The 22,902-nt window shown below is 67.0% G+C and carries 20 protein-coding genes; 13 read left to right on the top strand and 7 right to left on the bottom strand.

Annotation, left to right across the window (positions count from 1 at the left end; translation table 11 throughout):
* Positions 1-19: 19 nt before the first annotated feature.
* From acnA to ABFO07_RS25035, 5 genes are all read right to left on the bottom strand, one after another.
* A complete protein-coding gene (gene acnA / locus ABFO07_RS25055; RefSeq protein WP_059566003.1) occupies positions 20-2,737 on the bottom strand; it encodes an aconitate hydratase AcnA in 2,718 nt (905 codons plus the stop codon).
* Between the two features lie 300 nt (positions 2,738-3,037).
* Positions 3,038-4,489, bottom strand: coding sequence for a bifunctional 2-methylcitrate dehydratase/aconitate hydratase (locus tag ABFO07_RS25050; RefSeq protein WP_059808582.1), 1,452 nt, complete (start codon positions 4,487-4,489; stop codon positions 3,038-3,040).
* A gap of 23 nt (positions 4,490-4,512) precedes the next feature.
* Complete coding sequence (locus ABFO07_RS25045) at positions 4,513-5,025, bottom strand: hypothetical protein (protein WP_059566005.1); 513 nt, start codon at positions 5,023-5,025, stop codon at positions 4,513-4,515.
* 179 nt (positions 5,026-5,204) lie between these two features.
* The gene (locus ABFO07_RS25040; protein ID WP_347468749.1) at positions 5,205-6,209 is read right to left on the bottom strand and encodes an HpcH/HpaI aldolase/citrate lyase family protein; all 1,005 of its coding nucleotides are present in this window, start codon (positions 6,207-6,209) and stop codon (positions 5,205-5,207) included.
* A 180-nt stretch (positions 6,210-6,389) separates the two neighbouring features.
* Positions 6,390-7,373, bottom strand: coding sequence for a malate dehydrogenase (locus ABFO07_RS25035; protein WP_059566007.1), 984 nt, complete (start codon positions 7,371-7,373; stop codon positions 6,390-6,392).
* Positions 7,374-7,670: 297 nt separating this feature from the next.
* On the opposite strand from ABFO07_RS25035, the gene ABFO07_RS25030 reads away from it, so the two are divergent.
* From ABFO07_RS25030 to ABFO07_RS24985, 10 genes are all read left to right on the top strand, one after another.
* Positions 7,671-8,474, top strand: coding sequence for a GntR family transcriptional regulator (locus ABFO07_RS25030; RefSeq protein WP_059566044.1), 804 nt, complete (start codon positions 7,671-7,673; stop codon positions 8,472-8,474).
* A 172-nt stretch (positions 8,475-8,646) separates the two neighbouring features.
* Positions 8,647-9,063, top strand: coding sequence for a succinate dehydrogenase, cytochrome b556 subunit (gene sdhC / locus ABFO07_RS25025; RefSeq protein ID WP_059566008.1), 417 nt, complete (start codon positions 8,647-8,649; stop codon positions 9,061-9,063).
* A 3-nt stretch (positions 9,064-9,066) separates the two neighbouring features.
* Positions 9,067-9,435, top strand: coding sequence for a succinate dehydrogenase, hydrophobic membrane anchor protein (sdhD, locus tag ABFO07_RS25020; RefSeq protein WP_006487767.1), 369 nt, complete (start codon positions 9,067-9,069; stop codon positions 9,433-9,435).
* A 3-nt stretch (positions 9,436-9,438) separates the two neighbouring features.
* Positions 9,439-11,214, top strand: coding sequence for a succinate dehydrogenase flavoprotein subunit (gene sdhA, locus ABFO07_RS25015; RefSeq protein WP_059566009.1), 1,776 nt, complete (start codon positions 9,439-9,441; stop codon positions 11,212-11,214).
* 21 nt (positions 11,215-11,235) lie between these two features.
* A complete protein-coding gene (locus tag ABFO07_RS25010) occupies positions 11,236-11,937 on the top strand; it encodes a succinate dehydrogenase iron-sulfur subunit (protein ID WP_010089182.1) in 702 nt (233 codons plus the stop codon).
* Positions 11,938-11,949: 12 nt separating this feature from the next.
* Positions 11,950-12,222, top strand: a complete 273-nt coding sequence (locus ABFO07_RS25005) for a succinate dehydrogenase assembly factor 2 (protein ID WP_031400668.1) — start codon at positions 11,950-11,952, stop codon at positions 12,220-12,222.
* 54 nt (positions 12,223-12,276) lie between these two features.
* Positions 12,277-13,578, top strand: a complete 1,302-nt coding sequence (gene gltA / locus ABFO07_RS25000) for a citrate synthase (protein WP_059566011.1) — start codon at positions 12,277-12,279, stop codon at positions 13,576-13,578.
* A gap of 282 nt (positions 13,579-13,860) precedes the next feature.
* Positions 13,861-14,619: a dimethylarginine dimethylaminohydrolase family protein gene (locus ABFO07_RS24995; RefSeq protein ID WP_059808909.1), complete on the top strand. Its 759-nt coding sequence runs from the start codon at positions 13,861-13,863 to the stop codon at positions 14,617-14,619.
* A gap of 99 nt (positions 14,620-14,718) precedes the next feature.
* Positions 14,719-15,183 carry an Lrp/AsnC family transcriptional regulator gene (locus ABFO07_RS24990; protein ID WP_059808572.1) on the top strand — a complete coding sequence of 155 codons (465 nt, stop codon included), beginning with the start codon at positions 14,719-14,721 and terminating at the stop codon, positions 15,181-15,183.
* A gap of 124 nt (positions 15,184-15,307) precedes the next feature.
* Positions 15,308-16,840: an amino acid permease gene (locus ABFO07_RS24985; protein WP_124516130.1), complete on the top strand. Its 1,533-nt coding sequence runs from the start codon at positions 15,308-15,310 to the stop codon at positions 16,838-16,840.
* A gap of 9 nt (positions 16,841-16,849) precedes the next feature.
* Here ABFO07_RS24985 and ABFO07_RS24980 read toward each other — a convergent pair whose 3' ends face one another.
* Positions 16,850-17,764, bottom strand: a complete 915-nt coding sequence (locus tag ABFO07_RS24980; RefSeq protein ID WP_060362880.1) for a LysR family transcriptional regulator — start codon at positions 17,762-17,764, stop codon at positions 16,850-16,852.
* A 291-nt stretch (positions 17,765-18,055) separates the two neighbouring features.
* On the opposite strand from ABFO07_RS24980, the gene ABFO07_RS24975 reads away from it, so the two are divergent.
* Positions 18,056-19,441 (top strand): MFS transporter, encoded by a 1,386-nt coding sequence (locus ABFO07_RS24975; RefSeq protein WP_322229215.1) that lies wholly within the window; start codon positions 18,056-18,058, stop codon positions 19,439-19,441.
* 10 nt (positions 19,442-19,451) lie between these two features.
* On the top strand, positions 19,452-19,862 hold the full coding sequence (locus ABFO07_RS24970; protein WP_347468746.1) for a DUF4440 domain-containing protein: 411 nt from the start codon (positions 19,452-19,454) through the stop codon (positions 19,860-19,862).
* A gap of 81 nt (positions 19,863-19,943) precedes the next feature.
* On the opposite strand, the gene hchA is transcribed toward ABFO07_RS24970, so the two are convergent.
* Positions 19,944-20,825 (bottom strand): glyoxalase III HchA, encoded by an 882-nt coding sequence (gene hchA / locus ABFO07_RS24965; protein WP_059566017.1) that lies wholly within the window; start codon positions 20,823-20,825, stop codon positions 19,944-19,946.
* Positions 20,826-21,216: 391 nt separating this feature from the next.
* Between hchA and ABFO07_RS24960 the strand changes: the two genes are divergently transcribed.
* Positions 21,217-22,896 (top strand): fatty acid--CoA ligase, encoded by a 1,680-nt coding sequence (locus tag ABFO07_RS24960; RefSeq protein WP_430733061.1) that lies wholly within the window; start codon positions 21,217-21,219, stop codon positions 22,894-22,896.
* Positions 22,897-22,902: the final 6 nt, after the last annotated feature.

The raw sequence follows: 22,902 nt of genomic DNA, 5'->3' as shown, positions 1-22,902 counted from the left end.
CACCTGCAAAAGCAGGCGCTTACGCTGCGAGCAGCGAGCGCAGCACGAACGGCAGGATACCACCGTGCTTGTAATAGTCGACTTCGATCGGCGTATCGATGCGCAGCAGCACCTGCACGCGCTTCGTTTCGCCGTTCTTGCCGTGGATCACGAGCGTGACGTCCTGTTGCGGCTTGAAGTCGTCGCCCAGGCCTTCGATGTCGAACGTCTCGTCGCCGGTGATGCCGAGCGACTGGATGCTGTCCGAGCCCTTGAACTGGAGCGGCAGCACGCCCATGCCGACCAGGTTCGAACGGTGGATCCGCTCGAAGCTGCGGGCGATCACGGCCTTCACGCCGAGCAGCTGCGTGCCCTTGGCCGCCCAGTCGCGCGACGAGCCGGTGCCGTACTCTTCGCCCGCGAACACGACGGTCGGGGTGCCCGCGTCGACGTACTTCATCGCCGCGTCGTAGATCGACAGCTGTTCGCCGCTCGGCTGGTGGATCGTCAGGCCGCCTTCGACGCGCGTGCCGTCGGCCTTCGCCGGGATCATCAGGTTCTTGATCCGGACGTTCGCGAACGTGCCGCGCATCATCACGTCATGGTTGCCGCGGCGCGAGCCGTAGCTGTTGAAGTCGGCCTTCTGCACGCCGTTCTCCTTCAGCCACTTGCCGGCCGGCGAATCTTCCTTGATCGAGCCTGCCGGGCTGATGTGGTCGGTCGTGACCGAATCGCCGAAGATGCCGAGCGCGCGCGCGCCCTTGACCGTGACGATCGCGTCGGCCGGCTCCATCGAGAATTCCGTGCCGAAGAACGGCGGCTCCGCGATGTAGGTCGACTTCGGCCAGTCGTAGACCTGGCCCGATTCGCCTTCGATCTTGCTCCAGAGGTCGCCCTTCTTGGTGAGCTTCGAGTAGTTGTCCTCGAACTTCTTCGGATCGAGCGCGTACTTCAGCAGCGCGTGGATTTCCTCGCTCGTCGGCCAGATGTCGCCGAGGTAGATGTCCTTGCCGCCCTTGCCCTGGCCGACCGGTTCGGTCATCAGGTCGCGCGTGATGTTGCCGGCGATCGCGTAGGCCACGACCAGCGGCGGCGATGCCAGGAAGTTCGCGCGGATGTTCGGGTGGATGCGCGCCTCGAAGTTGCGGTTGCCCGACAGCACGGCCGCCGCGACGATGTCGTTCTTGACGATCGCTTCGTTCAGTTCCGGCGTCAGGTCGCCCGCGTTGCCGATACAGGTCGTGCAGCCGTAGGCCGCGACTTCGAAGCCGAGCTTCGACAGGTACGGCAGCAGGCCCGTCTTCGTCAGGTATTCGGTGACGATGCGCGATCCCGGCGCGAGCGACGTCTTGATGTGCGGTGCGACGCTCAGGCCGGCTTCGACGGCCTTCTTCGCGAGCAGGCCCGCGGCCAGCAGCACGCTCGGGTTCGACGTGTTCGTGCACGACGTGATCGCGGCGATCAGCACGTCGCCGTTCTTCACGTCCACGCCGTTGCTCGTCGTGTATTGCGTGTTCAGGTCGTCCGCCTTCTTCGCGAAGCCGTTTTCCGCGACCGGCTTCGAGAACAGGTCGGTGAACGTCGACTTGACGTTGCCGATCTCGATGCGGTCCTGCGGGCGCTTCGGGCCGGCCAGCGACGGGGCGACCGTGAGCAGGTCGAGCGTCAGCGTCTTCGTGTAGTCGATGTCGCCGGCCTTCGGAATGCCGAACAGGCCCTGCGCCTTGAAGTAGTTCTCGAACGCGGCGATTTCCGCCTTCGTGCGGCCCGTGCCCTTGAAGTAGTCGATCGTCTTCTCGTCGACCGGGAAGAAACCCATCGTCGCGCCGTATTCCGGGGCCATGTTCGCGATCGTCGCGCGGTCCGGCAGCGAGAGCGACTTCGTGCCTTCGCCGAAGAACTCGACGAACTTGCCGACGACCTTCTCCTTGCGCAGCATCTCGGTGATGGTCAGCACCAGGTCGGTGGCCGTCACGCCTTCGCGCAGCTGGCCCTTCAGCTCGACGCCGACGACGTCCGGCGTCAGGAAGTACACCGGCTGGCCGAGCATGCCGGCTTCAGCCTCGATGCCGCCCACGCCCCAGCCGACCACGCCGATGCCGTTGATCATCGTCGTGTGGCTGTCCGTGCCGACGAGGGTGTCCGGGTAGTAGACGGTGCCGTCCGCGTCCTTCTTCTGGTGGACGCCGCGCGCGAGGTACTCGAGGTTCACCTGGTGGACGATGCCGATGCCCGGCGGCACGACCTTGAACGTGTCGAACGCCTGCATGCCCCACTTCATGAACTGGTAGCGCTCGTTGTTGCGCTGGAATTCCAGCTTCATGTTCAGGTCGAGCGCGTCCTTCTGCGCGAAGTAGTCGATCTGGACCGAGTGGTCGACGACGAGATCGACCGGGACCAGCGGCTCGATCTTCTTCGGGTTCTTGCCCGCGCGCTTCGCCACACCGCGCATGGCCGCGATGTCGGCGAGCAGCGGCACGCCCGTGAAGTCCTGCAGCACGACGCGCGACACGACGAACGGAATCTCGTCGACGCGCTTGTCCGCCGGCTTCCAGTTCGCGAGCTGTTCGATGTGCTCCTCGGTGATCTTCTTGCCGTCGTAGTTGCGCAGCACGGACTCGAGCACGATCCGGATCGACACCGGCAGGCGCTCGATCTTCGTCTTCAGTTCCTTGCCGAGCTGCGGCAGCGAGTAGAACTTGCCTTTGCCGGAACCGCTGTCGAATTCCTTGAGGGTCTTGTGGAGATTGTGGGCCATGGTGATTTTCCTGGGTTCAAGTCTAGGAAACAATAAGTCCTGTATCTGACCTGGGGGCTGTTTGCGGATGAAACGTGCATGCGTTGCCCCGAGAAAGGCCGCTCGCAAGGACGGCGACGCTGCGAGCGGCCTTTCTCGGGGCAACCCAAATTTTGAAATTTACGACACGGGAATGCCCCAAATCGGCCGCATGGCGGCGTCGTTCGTCGCTTGTTTGGCACGGCCAAACGGCGCTCCTCACTCCTTGCCCTGCGACCGATTTGGGGCATTCGCATGCACGTTTCATCCGCAAACAGCCCCCTATATCACATACAAGTCGACGTACTCATTGACCGGCATCGCTTCGAGCTTTGCCTGGTCCAGCGACACGTCGAGAATCGCTTGTTGCTGCTTTGCCGGGAAGCGGCGGGCGAGGTTGGTCCTGAACTTCTCGACCAGGAGCGGGATGCCGTCGGCGCGGCGTCGCTGGTGGCCGATCGGGTATTCGACCGCCACTTCGGCAAGCGTCGATCCGTCCGCGAACTCGATCGTCAGCGCATTCGCGATCGATCGCTTGTCCGGATCGTGGTAATCCTTCGTGAACTGCGGATCCTCGACGCACACGGTTTTCGCGCGCAGCGCGTCGATGCGCGGGTCCGCGGCGACCGCGTCCTCGTAGTCGGCCGCCGTCAGCCGGCCGAACAGCAGCGGCACCGCGACCATGTACTGGATGCAGTGGTCGCGGTCGGCCGGGTTGGCGAGCGGCCCCTGCTTGTCGATGATGCGGATCGCGGCCGCGTGCGTGCGGATCGTGATCCGGCGGATGTCGTCGGTCGTGCGGCCCGCCGCGGCGAGCTGCGCGTGCAGCTGCAGCGCCGCTTCGGCGGCCGTCTGCGCATGGAATTCGGCGGGGAACGCGATCTTGAACAGCACGTTTTCCATCACGTACGTGCCGTACGGGCGCTGGAAGCGGAACGGCTGCCCTTTGAACAGCACGTCGTAGAAGCCCCAGGTCGGCGCGGTGAGCGCCGACGGGTAGCCCATCTCGCCGGTTTTCGCGATCAGCGCGAGGCGCACCGCGCGCGACGTGGCGTCGCCGGCCGCCCACGACTTGCGCGAACCCGTGTTCGGCGCGTGGCGGTAGGTGCGCAGCGCGTGCCCGTCGACGAACGCGTTCGACACCGCGTTCAGCAGTTCGTCGCGCGTGAGCCCGAGCAGCTGGCCGACCACGGCGGTCGACGCCACCTTGACGAGCAGCACGTGGTCGAGCCCGACCTGGTTGAATGAATTCTCGAGCGCGATGCAGCCCTGGATCTCGTGGGCCTTGATCATCGCGGTGAGCACGTCGCGCATCGCGAGCGGCGGCTTGCCGGCGGCGATGGCGGTGCGCGACAGCCAGTCGGCCGTCGCCAGGATCCCGCCGAGATTGTCGGACGGATGCCCCCATTCGGCGGCGAGCCAGGTGTCGTTGAAGTCCAGCCAGCGCACCATCGCGCCGATGTCGAACGCGGCCTGGACCGGATCGAGCTGGAACGCCGTGCCGGGCACCTTCGCGCCGTTCGGCACGATCGTGCCCGGCACGACGGGCCCCAGGAGCTTGGTGCACGCGGGGTAGGACAGCGCCTCGAGCCCGCAGCCGAGCGTGTCGATCAGGCAATGTCGCGCCGTCTCCCGCGCGAGCGGGCTGTCGGCCGCGGTGTTCAGCACGTAGTCGACGATGTCGACGAGTACCGTATCCGGGGCGGGGCGGACGTTGGAGACCGGGGCGGGCATCGAGGCGCCTGGGGGGAACGCGCTTAGTTCGTGACCGGCTTCAGCTCGTTCGACTGCGTCGGCGCCGGCGAGCCCTGCGCCATTTCCGGCGTCACGCACTCGTCCGCGAGGCGCTCGCCGCCGTTCGCGTCGCTGAACAGCATCGCCTTGGTCGGGATCACGACCAGCTTGAAGCCCGCGGCCGGATCGTAGAACGTGTCCGCGCCCGTCGTCGTTGCCTGGCGCGGCAGCTTGTAGTTCTTCTTCGCCCAGTGGACCGTGATCACCTGGTCACGCTTCATGTCGCCGGCGAGGTCGAACGACAGGCCTTCCTTGCACGACCACTTGGTTGCGCCTTCCGGCACCGAATCGACCTTCGCGGCGGCGGCGGCCTTCGCCTTCTTGCTGCGCGGGATGATGCGCTTGGCCGGTGCCGGGCGCTTGGCCGTTGCCTTCTTCGCGGTCGTGCCCGCTTCCTGGGCAAACGCACTCGGAGCCGACACCAGCATCGTGGCGGACAGGGCGCCGATGGCGGTAGCGATCAGGAGTTTCTTCATGGAGTCAGAACCTTTCGAAAATCAGTTGACAAGGCCGGCAGCGTCAGGCAGCCGGCCGGATTGAACTGCACGCGCCCCGGAAGCGCGCAGCGGCCGCTATTTTCACCTATTTGGCCACGCATATTTCAGGTTTTCGGGCTCCGTTACGTTTTTTGTCGATTGGCAACCAGATGGCCGATTCACGCCCCGGGCGCGGCGGCCTTGCCGAACAGCGGCGCGGCCTCGGCGGGCACCGCCTGGCCGGTCGCCCGCGCGCGGCGCAGCACCGACCAGTAATAGCGGTAGCTCGCGCGGTCGTGCAGCGTGTCGCCGTGGCGCGTCGGGCCCCAGTCGGCGGCCTGCGCGGCCAGCAGGATCTCGGCGGCGAGCGCGACTTCGTCGGTGCGCGGCGCGAACGCGTCGACGATCGGCCGAATCTGCGACGGGTGGATGCTCCACATCCGCGTGAACGCGAACTCGTCGCGCGCGCGGCGCGCGTCGTTCGCGACGACGCCCATGTCGCGCACCTCGGTCGTCACGTTGTGCGACGGCGTCTTGCCGTGCGCGTGGCAGGCCGCGGCGATCTCGAGCTTCGCGCGGCGCACGAGCGGGTGCTCGAACTGGCCGGGCGAGCGCATCGCGGTGTCGGGAATCGCGCCATGGTGCGCGGAAACGAAATCCATCAGGCCGAAGCTCAGCGTGCCGACCAGCGGCAGCGCGGCGAGGGCGGCCGCGTGCGCGAGCGCGCCGTGGGTTTCGACCAGCACGTCGACCGGAATCGGCTGCGCGATGCCGAGCTCGCGGCGCGTGCCCTCGATGAACGCGCACATCTCGGCCGCGTCGGCGGCGTTGGCGATCTTGGGCAGCGTGAGGTAGGCCGGCGGGCGCGCCGCGCGCAGGATGATGCGCACGTCATCGCGCCAGTGCGGGTGGGAAAAGTCGTGGATCCGCGCGCCGACCCGCCCGAAGCGGTTCTCGGCGCCGCCGAGCAGGCTGGCGACCAGCCCCGCGTGCGCGGCTTCCTGGCCGACGGCCGCGCCGTCCTCGCAATCGAGCGTGATGTCGAACACCGGGCCCAGTTCGGCCTGCAGCGCGAGCGACTTGCGCATCAGCTTCTCGCTGCCCGCATAGTGGTCGCAGCATGGCAGGATCGCGGGCGGGGACGCCCCGTCGTACAGCACTTCGGCAGGAGTGAGCGCGGACATCTTCTTCTACGTCAAGGAGGCGGGCCAACGTGGAGAAAATCGGATTCGGGCGCGTTCTGGGCCTGCGCGGCGCACCGCGCACGCGGCAAAACGCATCCGGATCGGATCGGGGGCGGGGCGGCAGCCGCCGCCGCCCCGCGCCGAGGCCGGGCGCCCAAGGGCTGCCCGGCCAGCGCCTGCTTACTTCAGCAGGTGAGCGACGCCGTCGCGCTCTTCGAGCAGCTCGGCCAGCGTGCCGTCCATCTTCTCGCGCGAGAACGCGTCGATTTCCAGGCCTTCGATGCGCTTGTACTCGCCGTTTTCGCACACGACCGGCACGCCGTAGATGATGTCTTCGGGGATGCCGTACGAGCCGTCCGACGGGATGCCCATCGTGACCCACTTGCCGTTCGTGCCGAGCACCCAGTCACGCACGTGGTCGATCGCGGCGTTCGCCGCCGACGCTGCCGACGACAGGCCGCGCGCTTCGATGATCGCCGCGCCGCGCTTGCCGACGGTCGGGATGAACGTGTCGCGGTTCCACACGTCGTCGTTGATCAGCTTCAGCAGCGATTCGCCTTCGGCGGTCGCGAAGCGGAAGTCCGGGTACATCGTCGGCGAGTGGTTGCCCCACACGGCGAGCTTCTCGATCGAAGCGACCGGCTTGCCCGACTTGGCCGCGAGCTGCGACAGCGCGCGGTTGTGGTCGAGGCGCAGCATCGCCGTGAAGTTCTTCTTCGGCAGGTCCGGCGCCGACTTCATCGCGATGTACGCGTTCGTGTTGGCCGGGTTGCCGACGACCAGCACCTTCACGTCGCGGCTCGCGACTTCGTTCAGGGCCGCGCCCTGGACCGTGAAGATCTCGGCGTTCGCCGACAGCAGGTCCTTGCGCTCCATGCCCTTCGAGCGCGGACGGGCGCCGACCAGCAGCGCGACGTCGGCGTCCTTGAACGCGACCTTCGGATCGTCGGTGATCACGACGCCCGCGAGCAGCGGGAACGCGCAATCGTCCAGTTCCATCACGACGCCTTTGACGGCGGCTTGGGCTTGCGGGAGGTCGAGCAGTTGCAGGATGACCGGCTGGTCCTTGCCGAGCAGGTCGCCGTTCGCGATGCGGAACAGCAGCGAGTAAGCGATTTGACCTGCGGCGCCGGTGACGGCAACGCGCTTAGCGGGCTTAGCCATTGAAAATCTCCAGGACGGGTGAAGCGAGGGATGCTCGTGAAAACGCCATTCTATGCGCGTTATGCGAAGCGTTGCATTGAAGCAGGGCGGAGGACTCGCGGTTGCTTGCGCGGTGACCTGGAGACGGGCCGAGGCACGTGGCCGGGGGCGCGCCGTGCGACTCGCGAACCCTTGCTCGCCCCGGAGTGTAGGAGCCGACGGGCCCAAAGTCAAACAGTATCATATGTCTTATATAAGACAGATGTTTTGCGGAATTTGAGTGGACGAAAAACCTGGGTTTGTGATGAAATGCGCGCCATGACATCGAACCAGGCGAACAACGCGAATCCGACCGGCGCAGGCGGCCCAGGGCAGCCGGGCGCGGCCGAGGTCGCGCCGGCGCCGTCGCCGACGTTCAGCCCTTTATACCAGCAGATCAAGGCATTGATCACGCAGAGCCTGGAAACGGGCGAATGGAAGCCGGGCGAGATCATCCCGAGCGAGGTGGAGCTCGCGGCCCGCTACAAGGTCAGCCAGGGCACCGTGCGCAAGGCGATCGACGAGCTGGCCGCGGAAAACCTGGTGGTTCGCCGGCAAGGGAAGGGCACGTTTGTTGCGACGCACAATGAAGACCGCGCGCAATTCCGCTTCCTGCGCCTGCTCGCCGACGACGGCGCGGAGCACGCGCACGTGAGCCGCCTGCTCGAGTGCCGGCGGATGCGCGCGCCGGCCGAGATCGCCCGCCAGCTCGACCTGAAGCCGGCCGACCCGGTGGTGCAGGTGCGCCGCCTGCTGGAGTTCGAGAACGAGGCGACGGTGCTGGACGAGATCTGGCTGCCGGGCGCGATGTTTCGCGGGCTCACGTTCGAGCGGCTGAGCGAGTACAAGGGGCCGCTGTACGCGATGTTCGAGACGGAGTTCGGCACCCGCATGATCCGCGCGTCGGAGAAGATCCGCGCGGTGGCCGCGGAGCCGGCGGTGGCCGACCTGCTGCACGTGCCGCCGGGCTTCCCGCTGCTGTCGGTCGAGCGCGTGTCGTACACGTACGGCGATCGGCCCGTGGAAGTGCGCCGCGGCTGGTACGTCACCACCGGGTACTACTATCAGAACGACTTGAGCTAGAAATGAAGTGGCTCACGCCGAATGCATTCGCCATCCCCATGTAGCGCGAAGCATGTTTCGGGCCGCCTTTATTCCGTGTCGCGTAACGATCCTGAGCAGGTTTTCGCTGCAGCGCGATATAAAAAGGCGCTAAAATTGCGGATTAGTGTGACAACATAAGTAGGGGTCTAGCATGACTGACGCAGTAAGAAAGCCGAGGCCGGAATACCGGAACATCGGATTCGGCGATATCACGATGAAATATCGCATGCCGCTGGCAGCGATCTTGTCGATTCTCCATCGAGTCAGCGGCGCGCTGCTGTTCCTGTTCCTGCCGTTCCTGCTGTTCCTCTTCGACCAGAGCCTCACCTCCGAGCTCAGCTTCGAAGGCTTCAAGTTCTTCCTCTCCAACATCGTCGTCAAGCTGATCGTCCTCGCGCTGTCGTGGGCGTTCTTCCATCACTTCTGCGCCGGCATCCGTCACCTGCTGATGGACGTCAACCACGACGCGGTCACGAAGGAAAGCGGCAAGAAGACGGCCGTCGTCGTGTTCGTCGTCTCGATCGCCCTCACGATCGCCATGGCCCTCAAACTGTTCGGAGCATTCTAAGAAATGGCAGCCAACAACCGAATCGGCTCGAAGCGCCTCGTCGTCGGCGCACACTACGGCCTGCGCGACTGGCTCGCGCAACGCGTGACGGCCACGATCATGGCCGTCTACACGGTCATCCTGCTGGTGCTGTTCTTCGGCGCGCATGATTTCTCGTACGAAGGCTGGGCATCGATCTTCGCCGCGCAATGGATGAAGCTCGCGACCTTCGTGATGCTGCTCTCCCTCTTCTACCACGCATGGGTCGGCGTGCGCGACATCTGGATGGACTACGTGAAGCCCGTCGGTGTGCGCCTGCTGCTGCAATCGCTGACCATCGTCTGGCTGCTCGCATGTGCGGGCTACGCCGCGCAGATTCTCTGGAGAGTGTAAAGAATGGCTGCAATCAAAAATTCCCTCCCGCGTCGCAAGTTCGACGTCGTGATCGTCGGCGCGGGCGGCTCCGGTTTGCGCGCGGCGCTGCAACTGTCGCGCGCGGGCCTGTCGGTCTGCGTGCTGTCGAAGGTGTTCCCGACCCGCTCGCACACGGTCGCCGCACAGGGCGGCATCGGCGCGTCGCTCGGCAACATGAGCGAAGACAACTGGCACTACCACTTCTACGACACGATCAAGGGCTCCGACTGGCTCGGCGACCAGGACGCGATCGAATTCATGTGCCGTGAAGCGCCGAACGTCGTGTACGAACTCGAGCACTTCGGCATGCCGTTCGACCGCAACGCGGACGGCACGATCTACCAGCGCCCGTTCGGCGGCCACACCGCGAACTACGGCGAGAAGCCGGTGCAGCGCGCCTGCGCGGCCGCCGACCGTACCGGTCACGCGCTGCTGCACACGCTGTACCAGCAGAACGTCGCGGCGAAGACGCAGTTCTTCGTCGAATGGATGGCGCTCGACCTGATCCGCGACGCGGACGGCGACGTGCTCGGCGTGACGGCCCTCGAAATGGAAACGGGCGACGTCTACATCCTCGAAGGCAAGACGACGCTGTTCGCGACGGGCGGCGCAGGCCGGATCTTCGCGGCATCGACCAACGCGTTCATCAACACCGGCGACGGCCTCGGCATGGCGGCCCGCTCGGGCATCGCGCTGCAGGACATGGAGTTCTGGCAGTTCCACCCGACCGGCGTGGCCGGCGCGGGCGTGCTGATCACCGAAGGCGTGCGCGGCGAAGGCGGCATCCTGCGCAACGCGAACGGCGAGCGCTTCATGGAGCGCTACGCGCCGACGCTGAAGGATCTGGCGCCGCGTGACTTCGTGTCGCGCTCGATGGACCAGGAAATCAAGGAAGGCCGCGGCGTGGGTCCGAACAAGGACCACGTGCTGCTCGACCTGTCGCACATCGGCGCCGAGACGATCATGAAGCGTCTGCCGTCGATCCGCGAAATCGCGCTGAAGTTCGCGAACGTCGACTGCATCAAGGAACCGATCCCGGTCGTCCCGACCATCCACTACCAGATGGGCGGCATCCCGACCAACATCCACGGCCAGGTCGTGGGCACGTCGCGCGACCACAAGGAGCCGATCAACGGCTTCTACGCAGTGGGCGAATGCTCGTGCGTGTCCGTGCACGGCGCGAACCGCCTCGGCACGAACTCGCTGCTCGACCTCGTGGTGTTCGGCCGCGCGGCCGGCAACCACATCGTCGAGCACGTGAAGAACCAGCGCGATCACAAGCCGCTGCCGGCCGACGCAGGCGAATTCTCGCTGGCGCGCCTGAACAAGCTCGACAAGTCGACGTCGGGCGAATACACGCAGGACGTCGCGAACGACATCCGCGCGACGATGCAGAAGCACGCAGGCGTGTTCCGCACGTCGGCGCTGCTGAAGGAAGGCGTCGACCAGATGGCCGGCCTGAAGGCACGCGTGGAAAACATCCACCTGAAGGACAAGTCGAAGGTGTTCAACACCGCGCGCGTCGAAGCGCTCGAGCTGGAGAACCTGATCGAAGTCGCCCGCGCGACGATGGTCTCGGCGGAAGCCCGCAAGGAAAGCCGTGGCGCGCACGCGCACAGCGACTACGAGCACCGCGACGACGAGAACTGGATGCGCCACACGCTGTGGTACAGCGAAGGCGACCGCCTCGACTACAAGCCCGTTCAAATGAAACCGCTGACGGTCGAGTCCGTACCGCCGAAGGCCCGTACGTTCTAAGCCGAATCAAAGGAATCTGAAATGGCAAAACGCATTTTTGAAGTCTACCGCTACGATCCGGACAAGGACGCAGCGCCGCGCATGCAGACGTACGAACTGGATCTCCAGCACGAGCGCATGCTGCTGGATGCCCTGGTCAAGCTGAAGGCCGTCGACGAGACGCTGTCGTTCCGCCGTTCGTGCCGCGAAGGCGTGTGCGGTTCGGACGCGATGAACATCAACGGCAAGAACGGTCTCGCCTGCCTGACGAACCTGAACGACCTGCCGCAGAAGATCGTGCTGCGCCCGCTGCCGGGCCTGCCCGTCGTGCGCGACCTGATCGTCGACATGACGCACTTCTTCAACCAGTACCACTCGATCAAGCCGTACCTGATCAACGACGCGCCGCCGCCCGAGAAGGAGCGCCTGCAGTCGCCGCAGGAACGCGACGAGCTCGACGGCGTGTACGAGTGCATTCTGTGCGCAAGCTGCTCGACGTCGTGCCCGAGCTTCTGGTGGAACCCGGACAAGTTCGTCGGCCCGGCCGGCCTGCTGCAGGCTTACCGCTTCATCGCGGACAGCCGCGACACCGCGACCGGCGAGCGTCTCGACAACCTCGAGGATCCGTACCGTCTGTTCCGTTGCCATACGATCATGAACTGCGTCGACGTGTGCCCGAAGGGCCTCAACCCGACGAAGGCGATCGGCAAGATCAAGGAACTGATGGTTCGCCGTGCGGTTTAAGGCCGGGTTGCAATGAGCGACGATTCGCATCAATCCGACCCGCACCGCCGCGCGCGCCTTCGCTGGCGCGCGCGGCGGGGTCTGCTGGAAAACGACATCATCTTCGAGCGTTTCTTCGGCAGATACGAGCATGACCTCACCGATGCAGACGTAGGCGCGTTGTCGCGCCTGCTCGATCTGAGCGACAACGACCTGATGGACTTGCTCCTCGCGCGCAAGGAACCAGAAGGCGACCTAGACAGCCCGGACATTCACCGGCTGTTGGAGATGCTGCGCAACGTGTAACCGCGTTTCGCCCGTTATCGAATCCCGTTTCTATATTTCGATTGAGGATGTGCCATGACTCCGTCTGATGTTAAAGCCACGCTATCGTTCAGCGACAACTCGCCTAGCGTCGAACTGCCGATCTACAAGGGCACGATGGGCCCGGACGTGATCGACATCCGCAAGCTGTACGGCCAGACCGGCAAGTTCACGTACGACCCGGGCTTCATGTCGACGGCGTCGTGCAATTCGGCGATCACGTACATCGACGGCGACAAGGGCGAACTGCTGTATCGCGGCTACCCGATCGACAACCTCGCGCAGAACGCCGACTTCCTCGAGACCTGCTACCTGCTGCTGAAGGGCGAACTGCCGAACGAAGCGCAGAAGAAGGAATTCGTCGCGACCGTCACGAAGCACACGATGGTCCACGAGCAGATGCAGTTCTTCTTCCGCGGCTTCCGTCGCGACGCGCACCCGATGGCGATCCTGGTCGCCGCGGTCGGCGCGCTGTCGGCGTTCTACCACGACTCGCTCGACATCAACGACCCGCGTCACCGTGAAGTGTCGGCGATCCGCATGATCGCTAAGCTGCCGACGCTCGTCGCGATGGCCTACAAGTACAGCATCGGCCAGCCGTTCGTGTACCCGCAGAACAATCTGTCGTACAGCGCGAACTTCATGCGCATGATGTTCGCGAACCCGTGCGAGGAATACCAGGTCAACGACGTGCTCGTCCGCGCGCTCGACCGCATCCTGATCCTGCACGCCGACCACGAGCAGAACGCATCGACGTCGACGGTCCGCCTGGCCGGCTCGTCGGGCGCGAACCCGTTCGCATGTATCGCGGCCGGTATCGCATGTCTGTGGGGCCCGGCGCACGGTGGTGCGAACGAAGCCGCGCTGAACATGCTCGAGCAGATCGGCACGCCGGACAACATCCCCGAGTTCATCAAGCAGGTGAAGGACAAGAACTCGGGCGTGAAGCTGATGGGCTTCGGCCACCGCGTGTACAAGAACTACGACCCGCGTGCGAAGCTGATGCGCGAAACGTGCTACGAAGTGCTGAACGAACTGGGCCTGCACGACGACCCGCTGTTCAAGCTCGCGATGCAGCTCGAGAAGATCGCGCTGGAAGACGAGTACTTCGTGTCGCGCAAGCTGTACCCGAACGTCGACTTCTACTCGGGCATCGTCCAGCGCGCGCTGGGCATCCCGACGTCAATGTTCACCTGCATCTTCGCGATGGCACGTACGATCGGCTGGATCGCACAGTGGAACGAAATGATCGCGGATCCGGAACAGAAGATCGGCCGTCCGCGTCAGCTGTTCATCGGCGATACGCCGCGCGAAGCGAATCCGATCAACGCACGCTAAGCCGCGTGCGGCGCGAATGGCCGAACGGCCGTTCGCGTCCGGCAATCGCAACACCAGAACACCCCGGTGGGTCAGCCCGCCGGGGTGTTTTGCATTTCGGGCGGCCTGCGCCCGGGCAGGCGGCCGAATCGGTCGCCCCGCGTGCGCGAATTCGACGGAATCGGCTGCGCGCACGGCCGAAATCGACGCAACTGGCCCATTTTGACTCCCGATAATGGTTTGGCACCCGGGGCGGTCGCGCGGCAGATCGCGCAGGCCGCGCCCCATTCCAAGGAGGAGTCGATGCAGTTCACGCAAGCCATCGTTCGCCGGCCCGCCGCATCGTGCGGCGCGGGCCTCACCACCGCGCTGCTCGGCGCGCCCGACCACGACAAGACGCTCGCGCAGTTTGACGCGTACTGCGACACGTTGCGCACGCTCGGCGTCGCGATCACCGAATTGCCGCCGCTCGATGCGTTTCCCGATGCGCACTTCGTCGAGGACGTCGCCGTCGTCACGCCCGAATTCGCGGTGATCACGCGCCCCGGCGCGCCCGCGCGGCGCGGCGAGATCGATCACATCGCCACGCCGCTCGCCGCGCATCGCGAGCTGCTGCCGATGCGCGACGGCCGGCTCGACGGCGGCGACGTGATGCTGGTCGGCAAGCGCTTCTTCATCGGCCTGACCGGCCGCACGGATGCCGCCGGCATCGCGGCGTTCGAGGCGCTGGTGTCGCCGTACGGCTATACGGTCGTCGCGGTGCCGGTCGGCGAGGGCCTGCACCTGAAGTCGGTCGTCAACAGCGTGGGCGACGACACGCTGCTCGTGAACGAAGCGCTCGACGCGCACCCGGCGTTTGCCGGGTTCCGCCGGATCGTGGTCGCACCGGCCGACGAATACGCGGGCAATACGCTGCGCGTGAACGACGCACTGATCACGCCGGCCGGCTACCCGCGCGTGCACGCGCGCCTCGAGACGCTCGGCCTGCCGCTGCGCGTGATCGACACGAGCGAGTTCCGCAAGATGGACGGCGGGCTGACCTGCCTGTCGCTGCGGTTCTAGCCGGCTGGCACGCGGTGCGGTTCGGCCGGATAATGTGGCGCGCGTGCGAGGCGGCAGACGCCGCGTGCGCAAGCCACGACCCGACTGGAGCGAACCCGGATGCCCGACAAGAAGATGCAGCTCGACAAGATCGATCTCCGGATCCTCGACATCCTGCGCAACGATGGACGCATTTCATACCGCAAGCTGTCGGAGCTCGTGAACCTGACGCCGCGGCCGTGCCAGGCCCGCGTGGAACGGCTCGAGGCGATGGGCGTGATCGCCGGCTACCGCGCGGTGATCCATGCGCCGCGCGACAAGAAGTCGATCGTCGTGCTCGCGCAGATCGTGCTCGCCGACCACGGCCGTTCGCAGGCGCCGTTCGAGGAGGAGATGCGCGCGAACCCGGCGGTGCTCGACTGCTGGCTCGTCAGCGGCACGTTCGATTTCCTGGTGCGGCTCGCGTGCGACGATCTCGACGAGTATCGCCGGATCGCGAACGCGTGGCTCGAGAGCCCGCGCTACCGGATCGAGAAAATCGTGACGACGGCCGAGCTGCAGGTGATCAAGCGCAGCGCCGCGTGACGCCGCCGGGCGGCACCGCTTCAGCCGGAACCTGAATATTGCAGTCAATCGGCGCGCGAAGCCGCGCCTGATGATCTGCATCCCGAATCAAATTGGACGGACCGACTCTTTCAGGGTGAATGCTATGGACGCCATGCAAGCGACTGACGCAGGAATCGCATTGCCGCAGACGACGTTGAAGCGCCGCCTGCAAAGCCGCCATATCGCGATGATCGCGATCGGCGGCTCGATCGGCACGGGGCTGTTCGTCGCCTCCGGCGCATCGGTCGCGCAGGCCGGGCCGGGCGGCGCGATCGCCGCGTACGTGGTGATCGGGCTGATGGTCTATTTCGTCGTGACGGGGCTCGGCGAGATGGCCGCGCTGATGCCGGTGTCGGGCTCGTTCGCGGTCTACGGCGAGAAATACGTCGACGCGGGCTTCGGCGTCGCGCTCGGCTGGACCTACTGGTACAGCTGGGCGGTGACGATCGCGATCGAGCTGGTCGCCGGGCAGATCGTGATGCGCTACTGGTTTCCCGGCGTGCCGGGCATCTGGTGGGGCGCCGCGTTCCTGGTGCTGATCTTCCTGCTGAACACGCTGTCGGTGCGCGGCTTCGGGGAATCGGAGTACTGGTTCTCGCTGATCAAGGTCGTCACGGTGATCGCGTTCATCGCCGCGGGGCTGCTGATCGCGGCAGGTGCGATCGGCGCCGGCCACGCGGCAGGCTGGCGGAACTTCACGATCGGCGATGCGCCGTTCGTCGGCGGCGTGCACGCGATGATGAGCGTCGCGCTGATCGCCGGGTTTTCGTTTCTCGGCACCGAGCTGGTGGGGATCACGGCCGGCGAATCGGAGAACCCGCGCACGACGATCCCGCGCGCGGTGAAGCAGATCTTCTGGCGGATCATGCTGTTCTATGTGCTTGCGATCTTCGTGATCGGCCTGCTGATTCCGTACACCGACCCGAACCTGCTCAAGAGCGACGTGACCGACATCGGCGTGAGCCCGTTCACGCTGGTCTTCAGCCACGCGGGGTTTCCGATCGCGGCCGGCGCGATGAACGTCGTGATCCTGACCGCGGTGCTGTCCGCGGGCAATTCCGGCACGTATGCGGCCACGCGGATGCTGTATACGCTCGCGACCGAGGGCCGCGCGCCGGCGATGTTCGCGACGCTGTCGCCGGGCGGCGTGCCGCGCAATGCGCTGTACGCGACGATGGCGGTCGGCGGGCTGTGCTTCCTGACGTCGCTGGCGAACAACCAGCGGATCTATCTGTGGCTGCTGAACACGGTCGGCATCACGGGCTTCATCGCGTGGCTTGGCATCGCGGTCAGTCACTACCGCTTCCGCAAGGGTTTGCTGAAGCAGGGCTACCGGCTCGACCAGCTGCCGTATCGCGCGAAGTGGTTTCCGTTCGGGCCGCTGTTCGCGATCGCGATCTGCGTGGCGATCTCGCTCGGGCAGGACTATCAGGCGTTTTTCGCGGAGAAGATCGACTGGATGGAGGTGCTGTCGATCTACGTGTGGATTCCGCTGTTCGTCGCGATCTGGTGGGGCTACCGGCGGGCCCGCAACAGCCGGCTCGTGCGCTACGACGAGATGGATATCGGCCCGTGGCTGAACCGGCCGGTCGACGCGGTGGATGCGGCGGCGGGGGTGCACGGCCCGGGCCGGTGAGCCGGCGCGTCAGCCCGCCTTCTTCAAATACGCCTTCATGAAATCGACCCACGCGCGCACCTTTTGCGGCACGTGCGGGGTCGACACGTACAGCGCGTACACGCTCTGCCGCGGAAACCGGTAATCGGGCAGCGCGTCGAGCAGCGCGCCGCTCGCAAGATCGTCGCGCACCAGCCATTCCGGCAGCAGCGCGACGCCGCTGCCTTGCCGCGCAAGCGCTTGCAGCACCGACGCGTTGTCCACCACGAGCTGCGGCTTCGCGGCCGGCCGGAACACCTGCTCGCTGCCGTCGCGGTGCACGAGCGGCCACGCGGCAATCCGTTCCAGCCGGCTGTGGCCGAGCTGCGGCAGGCGGGCCAGCGCGTCGGGGGAGTCGATGCGCGGCACGCCGGCGCGTGCGGCCAGGCCGGGCGCCATCACCGGCCGCACTTCATACGTGCCGAGGCACACGCCGCGATACGGCAGATCCCGGAACTGCTCGGAGCGGCCGAGCCGGATCGCGACGTCGAAGCGGTCGCGCACGAGATCCGCCTGCGCCGTATGCGTGTCGAGCCGCACCCGCAGCGCGGGGTGCCGCTGCGTGAACGCATGCAGCGCGGGCGCGACGACCCGCGACGCGTATTCGACCGTCGACGTCACCCGCAGGCTGCCGTGCATCCCGCCGTGCTCGCCGCGTGCGTCGTCGATCGCGCCGTCGGCTTCGTCGAGCACGCGCACGCAGCGCGCGTAGAAGCGTTCGCCTGCGTCCGTCAAGGCGACCCGGCGCGTCGTTCGCGTGAGCAGCGTCACGCCGAGCTCGGTTTCGAGCTGCTTCACGTTGAAGCTGACGGCCGCGCGCGCCTGGTTCAGCGCGGCCGCGGCGGCCGTGAACGATCCCGCTTCGACGACGGCGCGGAAGATCGCGAAACGATCGAGGCTCACCATGGTTGTGTCGATCACCCTGCTTGAAAACGAAGTCCGGAGCGAAGGGTACCGGGAATGTGCGGCGGCGTGGGGCTTAGCCGCCGTTTGCCGCGCTGGGCGCCGCCTTGGCGTGGGGCTTAGCCGCCGTTTGCCGCGCTGGGCGCCGCCTTGGCGTGGGGCTTTGCCGCCGTTTGCCGCCCTGCGTGCCGCCCCGGATTGTCATGATTTTTCGACGGGACCGTTCGCGTCGCCAGCCTTACCGGCGCCGCGGCCGGCCCCTAAACTGCGGCGTTTCGTTCGATTTCCGCCGACATGTCCGCTCGTTCCAGGGTTGCCGCCGTCTATCTGCTCGGGTTCGCCATCGATCTCGCGTGCATGTTCATGCTCAACGCCGCGTATCCGGCGCTGCAGCGCGAGCTGCACGCATCGGTCGCGCAGCTCGCGTGGGTCGGCAACACGTACGTGCTCGGCCTGACCGTCGTGATTCCGCTCGGCGCATGGCTCGCGCGCCGCTTCGGCGAGCGGCGGGTGCTGATCGCATCGCTGCTGCTGTTCGGGTTCGCGAGCCTCGGTGTCGCGCGTGCCGCGTCGATCGGCGCGCTGCTCGCGTGGCGGCTGGCGCAGGGGCTCGGCGGCGGCCTGCTGATTCCGGTCGGGCAGGCGCTCGCGTATCGCGCGTATCCGCCGGACGCACGCGCGCACCTGACGTCGGTCGTGATGATGGTCGCGCTGCTCGTGCCGGCGCTGTCGCCCGCGATCGGCGGGCTGATCGTCGACCGGATGTCGTGGCGCGCGATCTTCGTCGGCATGCTGCCGCTTGCAGTTGCGACCGGCGGGCTCGCATTCGCGTGGCTGCCGGCCGACCGCGCGGGTGCGCGGCCGGCGCCGCTCGACTGGCCGGGGCTCGGCCTGAGCGCCGCCGCGCTCGTCGCGCTGCTGCTCGGCCTGACGTTTGCCGGCCGGCCGGGCGCGGGCCGGCTCGCGCTCGCGATGCTCATGGCCGCGGGCGCCGCCGGGCTCGGCTACGTGGCGCACGCGCGTCGAGCGGCCGCGCCATTGCTCGACCTGCGGCTGCTCGCGCAGCCGCTGCTGCGCGCGGGTGTCGTCGTCTATCTGTGCGTGCCGGGCGTGTTCGCCGGCGTCAATCTCGTCGCCGCGCTGTATCTGCAGAACGAACTGGGGCTGAGCGCCGCGCATGCGGGCGCGCTGATGCTGCCGTGGGCGATCGCGTCGTGCTGCGCGATTGCGACGACACGCCGGGGGTTCGCGCGCTGGGGCCCGAGGCCGCTGTTCGCATGCGGGATCGCGGTCGATTGCGCGGGCATCCTGCTGCTCGCGACCCCGCTCGCCGCGCTCGAAGCGGGGCGCGTGGTCGCGTTCGCCGCGATGGGCTTCGGCGCGAGCCTGTGCACGAGCACCGCGCAGAGCGCCGCGTTCATCGACGTGCCGGCGGACCGCATGGGCGACGCGAGCGCGCTATGGAACCTGAATCGGCAACTGAGCTTCTGTGTCGGCGTGGCGGTGCTCGGCAGCGCGTTCAACGGGCTGTCGTCGCTCGCCGCGGGCGGCGCTGCGCTGCTGCCTTACCGGCAAAGCTTCGTGCTGGCGGCGCTGTTGACGCTGATCCCGCTGCTGCTCGTCGCACGACTTGCGCCGCGCGGCTCAAGCAGCGCACAACCGGTTTCCCGACAATCGTGAAGGACCACCCATGAACCTGCCGAATCCGTATTTCCAGGAAGTCGTCGACGCGCATGTCGATATCGAGCAATGGCTGTCCGGCCGCGCGGCCGGCGGGCGGCCCGCGCCGGTGCTCGCGCGGCTGCTTGCCCGTTTCTCGCCGCGGTTCACGATGATCACGCTGCAGGGCGCGGCGATCGATTTCGCAGGTGTCGACGCGCCGTTCTCGCAGGGGCACGGCGTGCGCCCCGGGCTGCGGATCGAGATCGACGCGCTGCAGGTGATCGCCGAATGGGACGGCGGCGCGGCGATCGGCTATCGCGAGACGCAGGCCGACGACGCAGGGCGGCGCACCGTGCGGCGCTCGACCGCCGTGTTCGAGCGCGACGCTCGCGGACGCATCGTGTGGCGGCATTTGCACGAGACGCCGGCGGCGGAGTGAGGCCGAGCGCGTCGAGAGCGGGCTGCGTCGCGCCGGCGGATCGACGGCCGGCCGCGGCGCGACGCAGCGCCCGCAGGACGCTTACCGCGCGACGGCCTCGAGCAACGCCGCCGCGGCGAGCTTGCCGATATTGTTGGACGCGAGCGGGCTGTCGCCGGTGATCAGCTTGCGGTCCTGGTGGCAGCGGCCGGTGATGTCCCGGTTCAGCACCGTGACGCCGAGCTTCTCGAGGCTTTCGCCGACGAGCCAGGGCAGCGGGCCCGGCATGTAGCCGATGTCGAGGTTCGCCCCCTTGTCCAGCGAATCGGGGAACACGCAGATTTCGTAGCCCTTGAACGGATAGCGGCCCGGATCCTCGTCGACGGCCGACGCCAGCAGGCACGACGGGCCGTGGCACAGCGTGACGATGTGCCGGTCGTGGTCCAGCGCCCACTGCAGCGTGCGCTTGACTTCCCGGCTGTGCGGGATGCCGGCCAGCACGCCGTGGCCGCCCGGCACGAACACGGCGATATAGGGCGAATCCGCGCCGAGGCTGCTTTCCAGCACGTCGGACAGCTTCAGCGGCGCCTTCAGCTTCGGCAGGTATTTCCGGTAGGTGCCCTGGACGGCCTCGTCCTCGCCGGGCATCGCCCACAGTTCGAGCTTCGCGGGGTTGCCGGACAGCGTCGCGATGTCGATCTCGAAGCCGGCCTTGTCCATGTGATACATCGGCAGCAGCATTTCGACCGGGTGATTGCCGGTCGAGAACATCTTGCCGTTGGTCATCAGGATGTAGCGCTCGTCGCTCGCAATCATCAGGACTTTCCACTTGCCGCCCCGGTACGGATTCGGGTAATCCGTGCCGTCGAAGTCCGTTTTCGACGACGTGTACATCGACAGGGAGTAGGGCGAAGGGAAGAACGCATTGTTCTCGGCGGGATCGGGGGTGGGCGCTTTGTCCAGGTCCTGGCGTTCGGAAGTCATGGCTACTCCTTTCTCGGGTTGGAACTTACGGCGGGCCGCAATGGGCGCCCACGCGCTCGCCGCGGGACGCCTTCGGGCGAATCTTACCGTTGCGTCCGGCGCGTGCGTCCCCCCGAACAGGTGGGCTGACGCGAACGCGATCCTTCTGCATGGCGCGCGCGGCGCCGGCTCACCCCCTGACAGGGGGGGTGTCCGGCCGGTGGCCGCTGGGTATCGTGGTCGACATTCCGGCTCGGGCGGCGCACCGCTTCCGGCCGGCCGTTTCGCATGCATTCCCGCATAGGAATGAAGAGGAGACGCCACGGTTTCGCGGTCCGACGCGCCCCGCAGCACGACCCCGGTCACCGGTGTCGGCGGCGGGCGCGGCCGCATCGGCAATCGTCGTCCGCTTATGGAGGCATTCATGAATGAGTCGTCCACGCCTGCGCCGGCGGCCCCGGCATCGTCCGCCTGCGCGTACCCGCTGCTGATCAAGCAGCTGCTGCATACGCCGCTCGCGACGCGGCCCGAGCAGGCGATCGTCTACAGCGACCAGGTCCGGTACGACTACTGGACGTTCCGGCACCGTGTCGGGCAGCTTGCCAGCGGGCTGTCGGCGGCCGGCGTCGCGCCCGGCGACACGGTGGCCGTGATGGACTGGGACAGCCACCGCTACCTCGAGTGCTACTTCGCGGTGCCGATGATGGGCGCGGTGCTGATGACCGCGAACGTCCGGCTGTCGCCCGACCAGCTGCTCCATACGCTGAACCACTCGGGCGCGCGCATCGTGCTCGTCCATCGCGACTTCCTGCCGCTGCTCGACGGCCTGCGCGCGCGGCTCGAGACGGTGCGCCGCTTCGTGCTGATCGGCGACGGCGAGCCGACGGCGCTCCCCGACGGCTTCGTCGACGAATACGAAAACCTGGTGGCCGGCGGCTCGCCCGATTTCGTGTTCCCCGATTTCGACGAGAACACGCGCGCGACCACGTTCTACACGACCGGCACGACCGGGCTGCCGAAGGGCGTCGCGTTTACCCATCGCCAGCTCGTGCTGCACACGCTCGCGGGAATGGCGGCGCTGTCGAGCGCGCGCGAGCGCGGGCGCGTGCACCGCGACGACGTGTACATGCCGATCACGCCGATGTTCCACGTGCATGCATGGGGCATGCCGTATATCGCGACCGCGCTCGGGCTCAAGCAGGTGTATCCGGGCCGCTATGCGCCGGACGGTTTGCTCGCGCTGATCGCGCGCGAGTCGGTCACGTTCTCGCATTGCGTGCCGACGCTGCTCGGGATGATCCTGGACAGCCCGGCGTCGGCGTCGGTCGACCTGTCGTCGTGGAAGGTGCTCGTCGGCGGCTCGCCGCTGTCGGACGGGCTGGCGCGTGCCGCGCTCGCGCGCGGCATCGACGTGTACACCGGCTACGGAATGTCGGAAACCTGCCCGCTGATGACGATCGCGCAGGTCGATCCGCCCGCTGGCGGCGACGACGCGCCGTGCGGCGACGACGTCGCGCGCCGCACGCGCACGGGGCTGCCGCTGCCGCTCGTCGACCTGCGCATCGTCGATGCGAACCTGCGCGACGTGCCGCACGACGGCCGCTCGAGCGGCGAGGTGGTGGTGCGCATGCCGTGGGCGACCGCCGGCTATCTGGGCGACGAGGCCGCGTCGGCGGCGCTGTGGGAGGGCGGCTATCTGCATACGAACGACATCGGCGTGATCGACAAGGACGGCTGCCTGCAGATCACCGACCGCATCAAGGACGTGATCAAGACCGGCGGCGAGTGGGTGTCGTCGCTGGCGCTCGAGGACATCCTGTCGCGGCATCCGGCGGTGCGCGAAGCCGCGGTGATCGGCATCAAGGATGCGAAGTGGGGTGAGCGGCCGCTGGCGCTCGTCGTGCTGGCCGACACCCATGTCGGGCGCGTCGGGCCGGCCGAGCTGCAGGCGCACGTGAAGGGCGTCGCCGATCGCGGGCTGATCTCGCGCTACGCGGTGCCGGAAAAGCTGCTGATCGTCGCGTCGATCGAGCGCACCAGCGTCGGCAAGATCAACAAGCGGGCGCTGCGCGAGCGCTACCAGGACGCGTGACGCGCA

Source organism: Burkholderia stagnalis, assembly GCF_039848545.1.
GTDB lineage: Bacteria > Pseudomonadota > Gammaproteobacteria > Burkholderiales > Burkholderiaceae > Burkholderia > Burkholderia stagnalis.
This window is presented reverse-complemented; position numbering and strand designations above follow the sequence as displayed.

What these genes read in the sequence shown, in the direction of transcription:
- acnA (WP_059566003.1), bottom strand. Translation starts at nt 2,737, where the DNA reads ATGGCCCACAATCTCCACAAGACCCTCAAGGAATTCGACAGCGGTTCC.
- ABFO07_RS25050 (WP_059808582.1), bottom strand. Translation starts at nt 4,489, where the DNA reads ATGCCCGCCCCGGTCTCCAACGTCCGCCCCGCCCCGGATACGGTACTC.
- ABFO07_RS25045 (WP_059566005.1), bottom strand. Translation starts at nt 5,025, where the DNA reads ATGAAGAAACTCCTGATCGCTACCGCCATCGGCGCCCTGTCCGCCACG.
- ABFO07_RS25040 (WP_347468749.1), bottom strand. Translation starts at nt 6,209, where the DNA reads ATGTCCGCGCTCACTCCTGCCGAAGTGCTGTACGACGGGGCGTCCCCG.
- ABFO07_RS25035 (WP_059566007.1), bottom strand. Translation starts at nt 7,373, where the DNA reads ATGGCTAAGCCCGCTAAGCGCGTTGCCGTCACCGGCGCCGCAGGTCAA.
- ABFO07_RS25030 (WP_059566044.1), top strand. Translation starts at nt 7,671, where the DNA reads ATGACATCGAACCAGGCGAACAACGCGAATCCGACCGGCGCAGGCGGC.
- sdhC (WP_059566008.1), top strand. Translation starts at nt 8,647, where the DNA reads ATGACTGACGCAGTAAGAAAGCCGAGGCCGGAATACCGGAACATCGGA.
- sdhD (WP_006487767.1), top strand. Translation starts at nt 9,067, where the DNA reads ATGGCAGCCAACAACCGAATCGGCTCGAAGCGCCTCGTCGTCGGCGCA.
- sdhA (WP_059566009.1), top strand. Translation starts at nt 9,439, where the DNA reads ATGGCTGCAATCAAAAATTCCCTCCCGCGTCGCAAGTTCGACGTCGTG.
- ABFO07_RS25010 (WP_010089182.1), top strand. Translation starts at nt 11,236, where the DNA reads ATGGCAAAACGCATTTTTGAAGTCTACCGCTACGATCCGGACAAGGAC.
- ABFO07_RS25005 (WP_031400668.1), top strand. Translation starts at nt 11,950, where the DNA reads ATGAGCGACGATTCGCATCAATCCGACCCGCACCGCCGCGCGCGCCTT.
- gltA (WP_059566011.1), top strand. Translation starts at nt 12,277, where the DNA reads ATGACTCCGTCTGATGTTAAAGCCACGCTATCGTTCAGCGACAACTCG.
- ABFO07_RS24995 (WP_059808909.1), top strand. Translation starts at nt 13,861, where the DNA reads ATGCAGTTCACGCAAGCCATCGTTCGCCGGCCCGCCGCATCGTGCGGC.
- ABFO07_RS24990 (WP_059808572.1), top strand. Translation starts at nt 14,719, where the DNA reads ATGCCCGACAAGAAGATGCAGCTCGACAAGATCGATCTCCGGATCCTC.
- ABFO07_RS24985 (WP_124516130.1), top strand. Translation starts at nt 15,308, where the DNA reads ATGGACGCCATGCAAGCGACTGACGCAGGAATCGCATTGCCGCAGACG.
- ABFO07_RS24980 (WP_060362880.1), bottom strand. Translation starts at nt 17,764, where the DNA reads ATGGTGAGCCTCGATCGTTTCGCGATCTTCCGCGCCGTCGTCGAAGCG.
- ABFO07_RS24975 (WP_322229215.1), top strand. Translation starts at nt 18,056, where the DNA reads ATGTCCGCTCGTTCCAGGGTTGCCGCCGTCTATCTGCTCGGGTTCGCC.
- ABFO07_RS24970 (WP_347468746.1), top strand. Translation starts at nt 19,452, where the DNA reads ATGAACCTGCCGAATCCGTATTTCCAGGAAGTCGTCGACGCGCATGTC.
- hchA (WP_059566017.1), bottom strand. Translation starts at nt 20,825, where the DNA reads ATGACTTCCGAACGCCAGGACCTGGACAAAGCGCCCACCCCCGATCCC.
- ABFO07_RS24960 (WP_430733061.1), top strand. Translation starts at nt 21,217, where the DNA reads ATGGAGGCATTCATGAATGAGTCGTCCACGCCTGCGCCGGCGGCCCCG.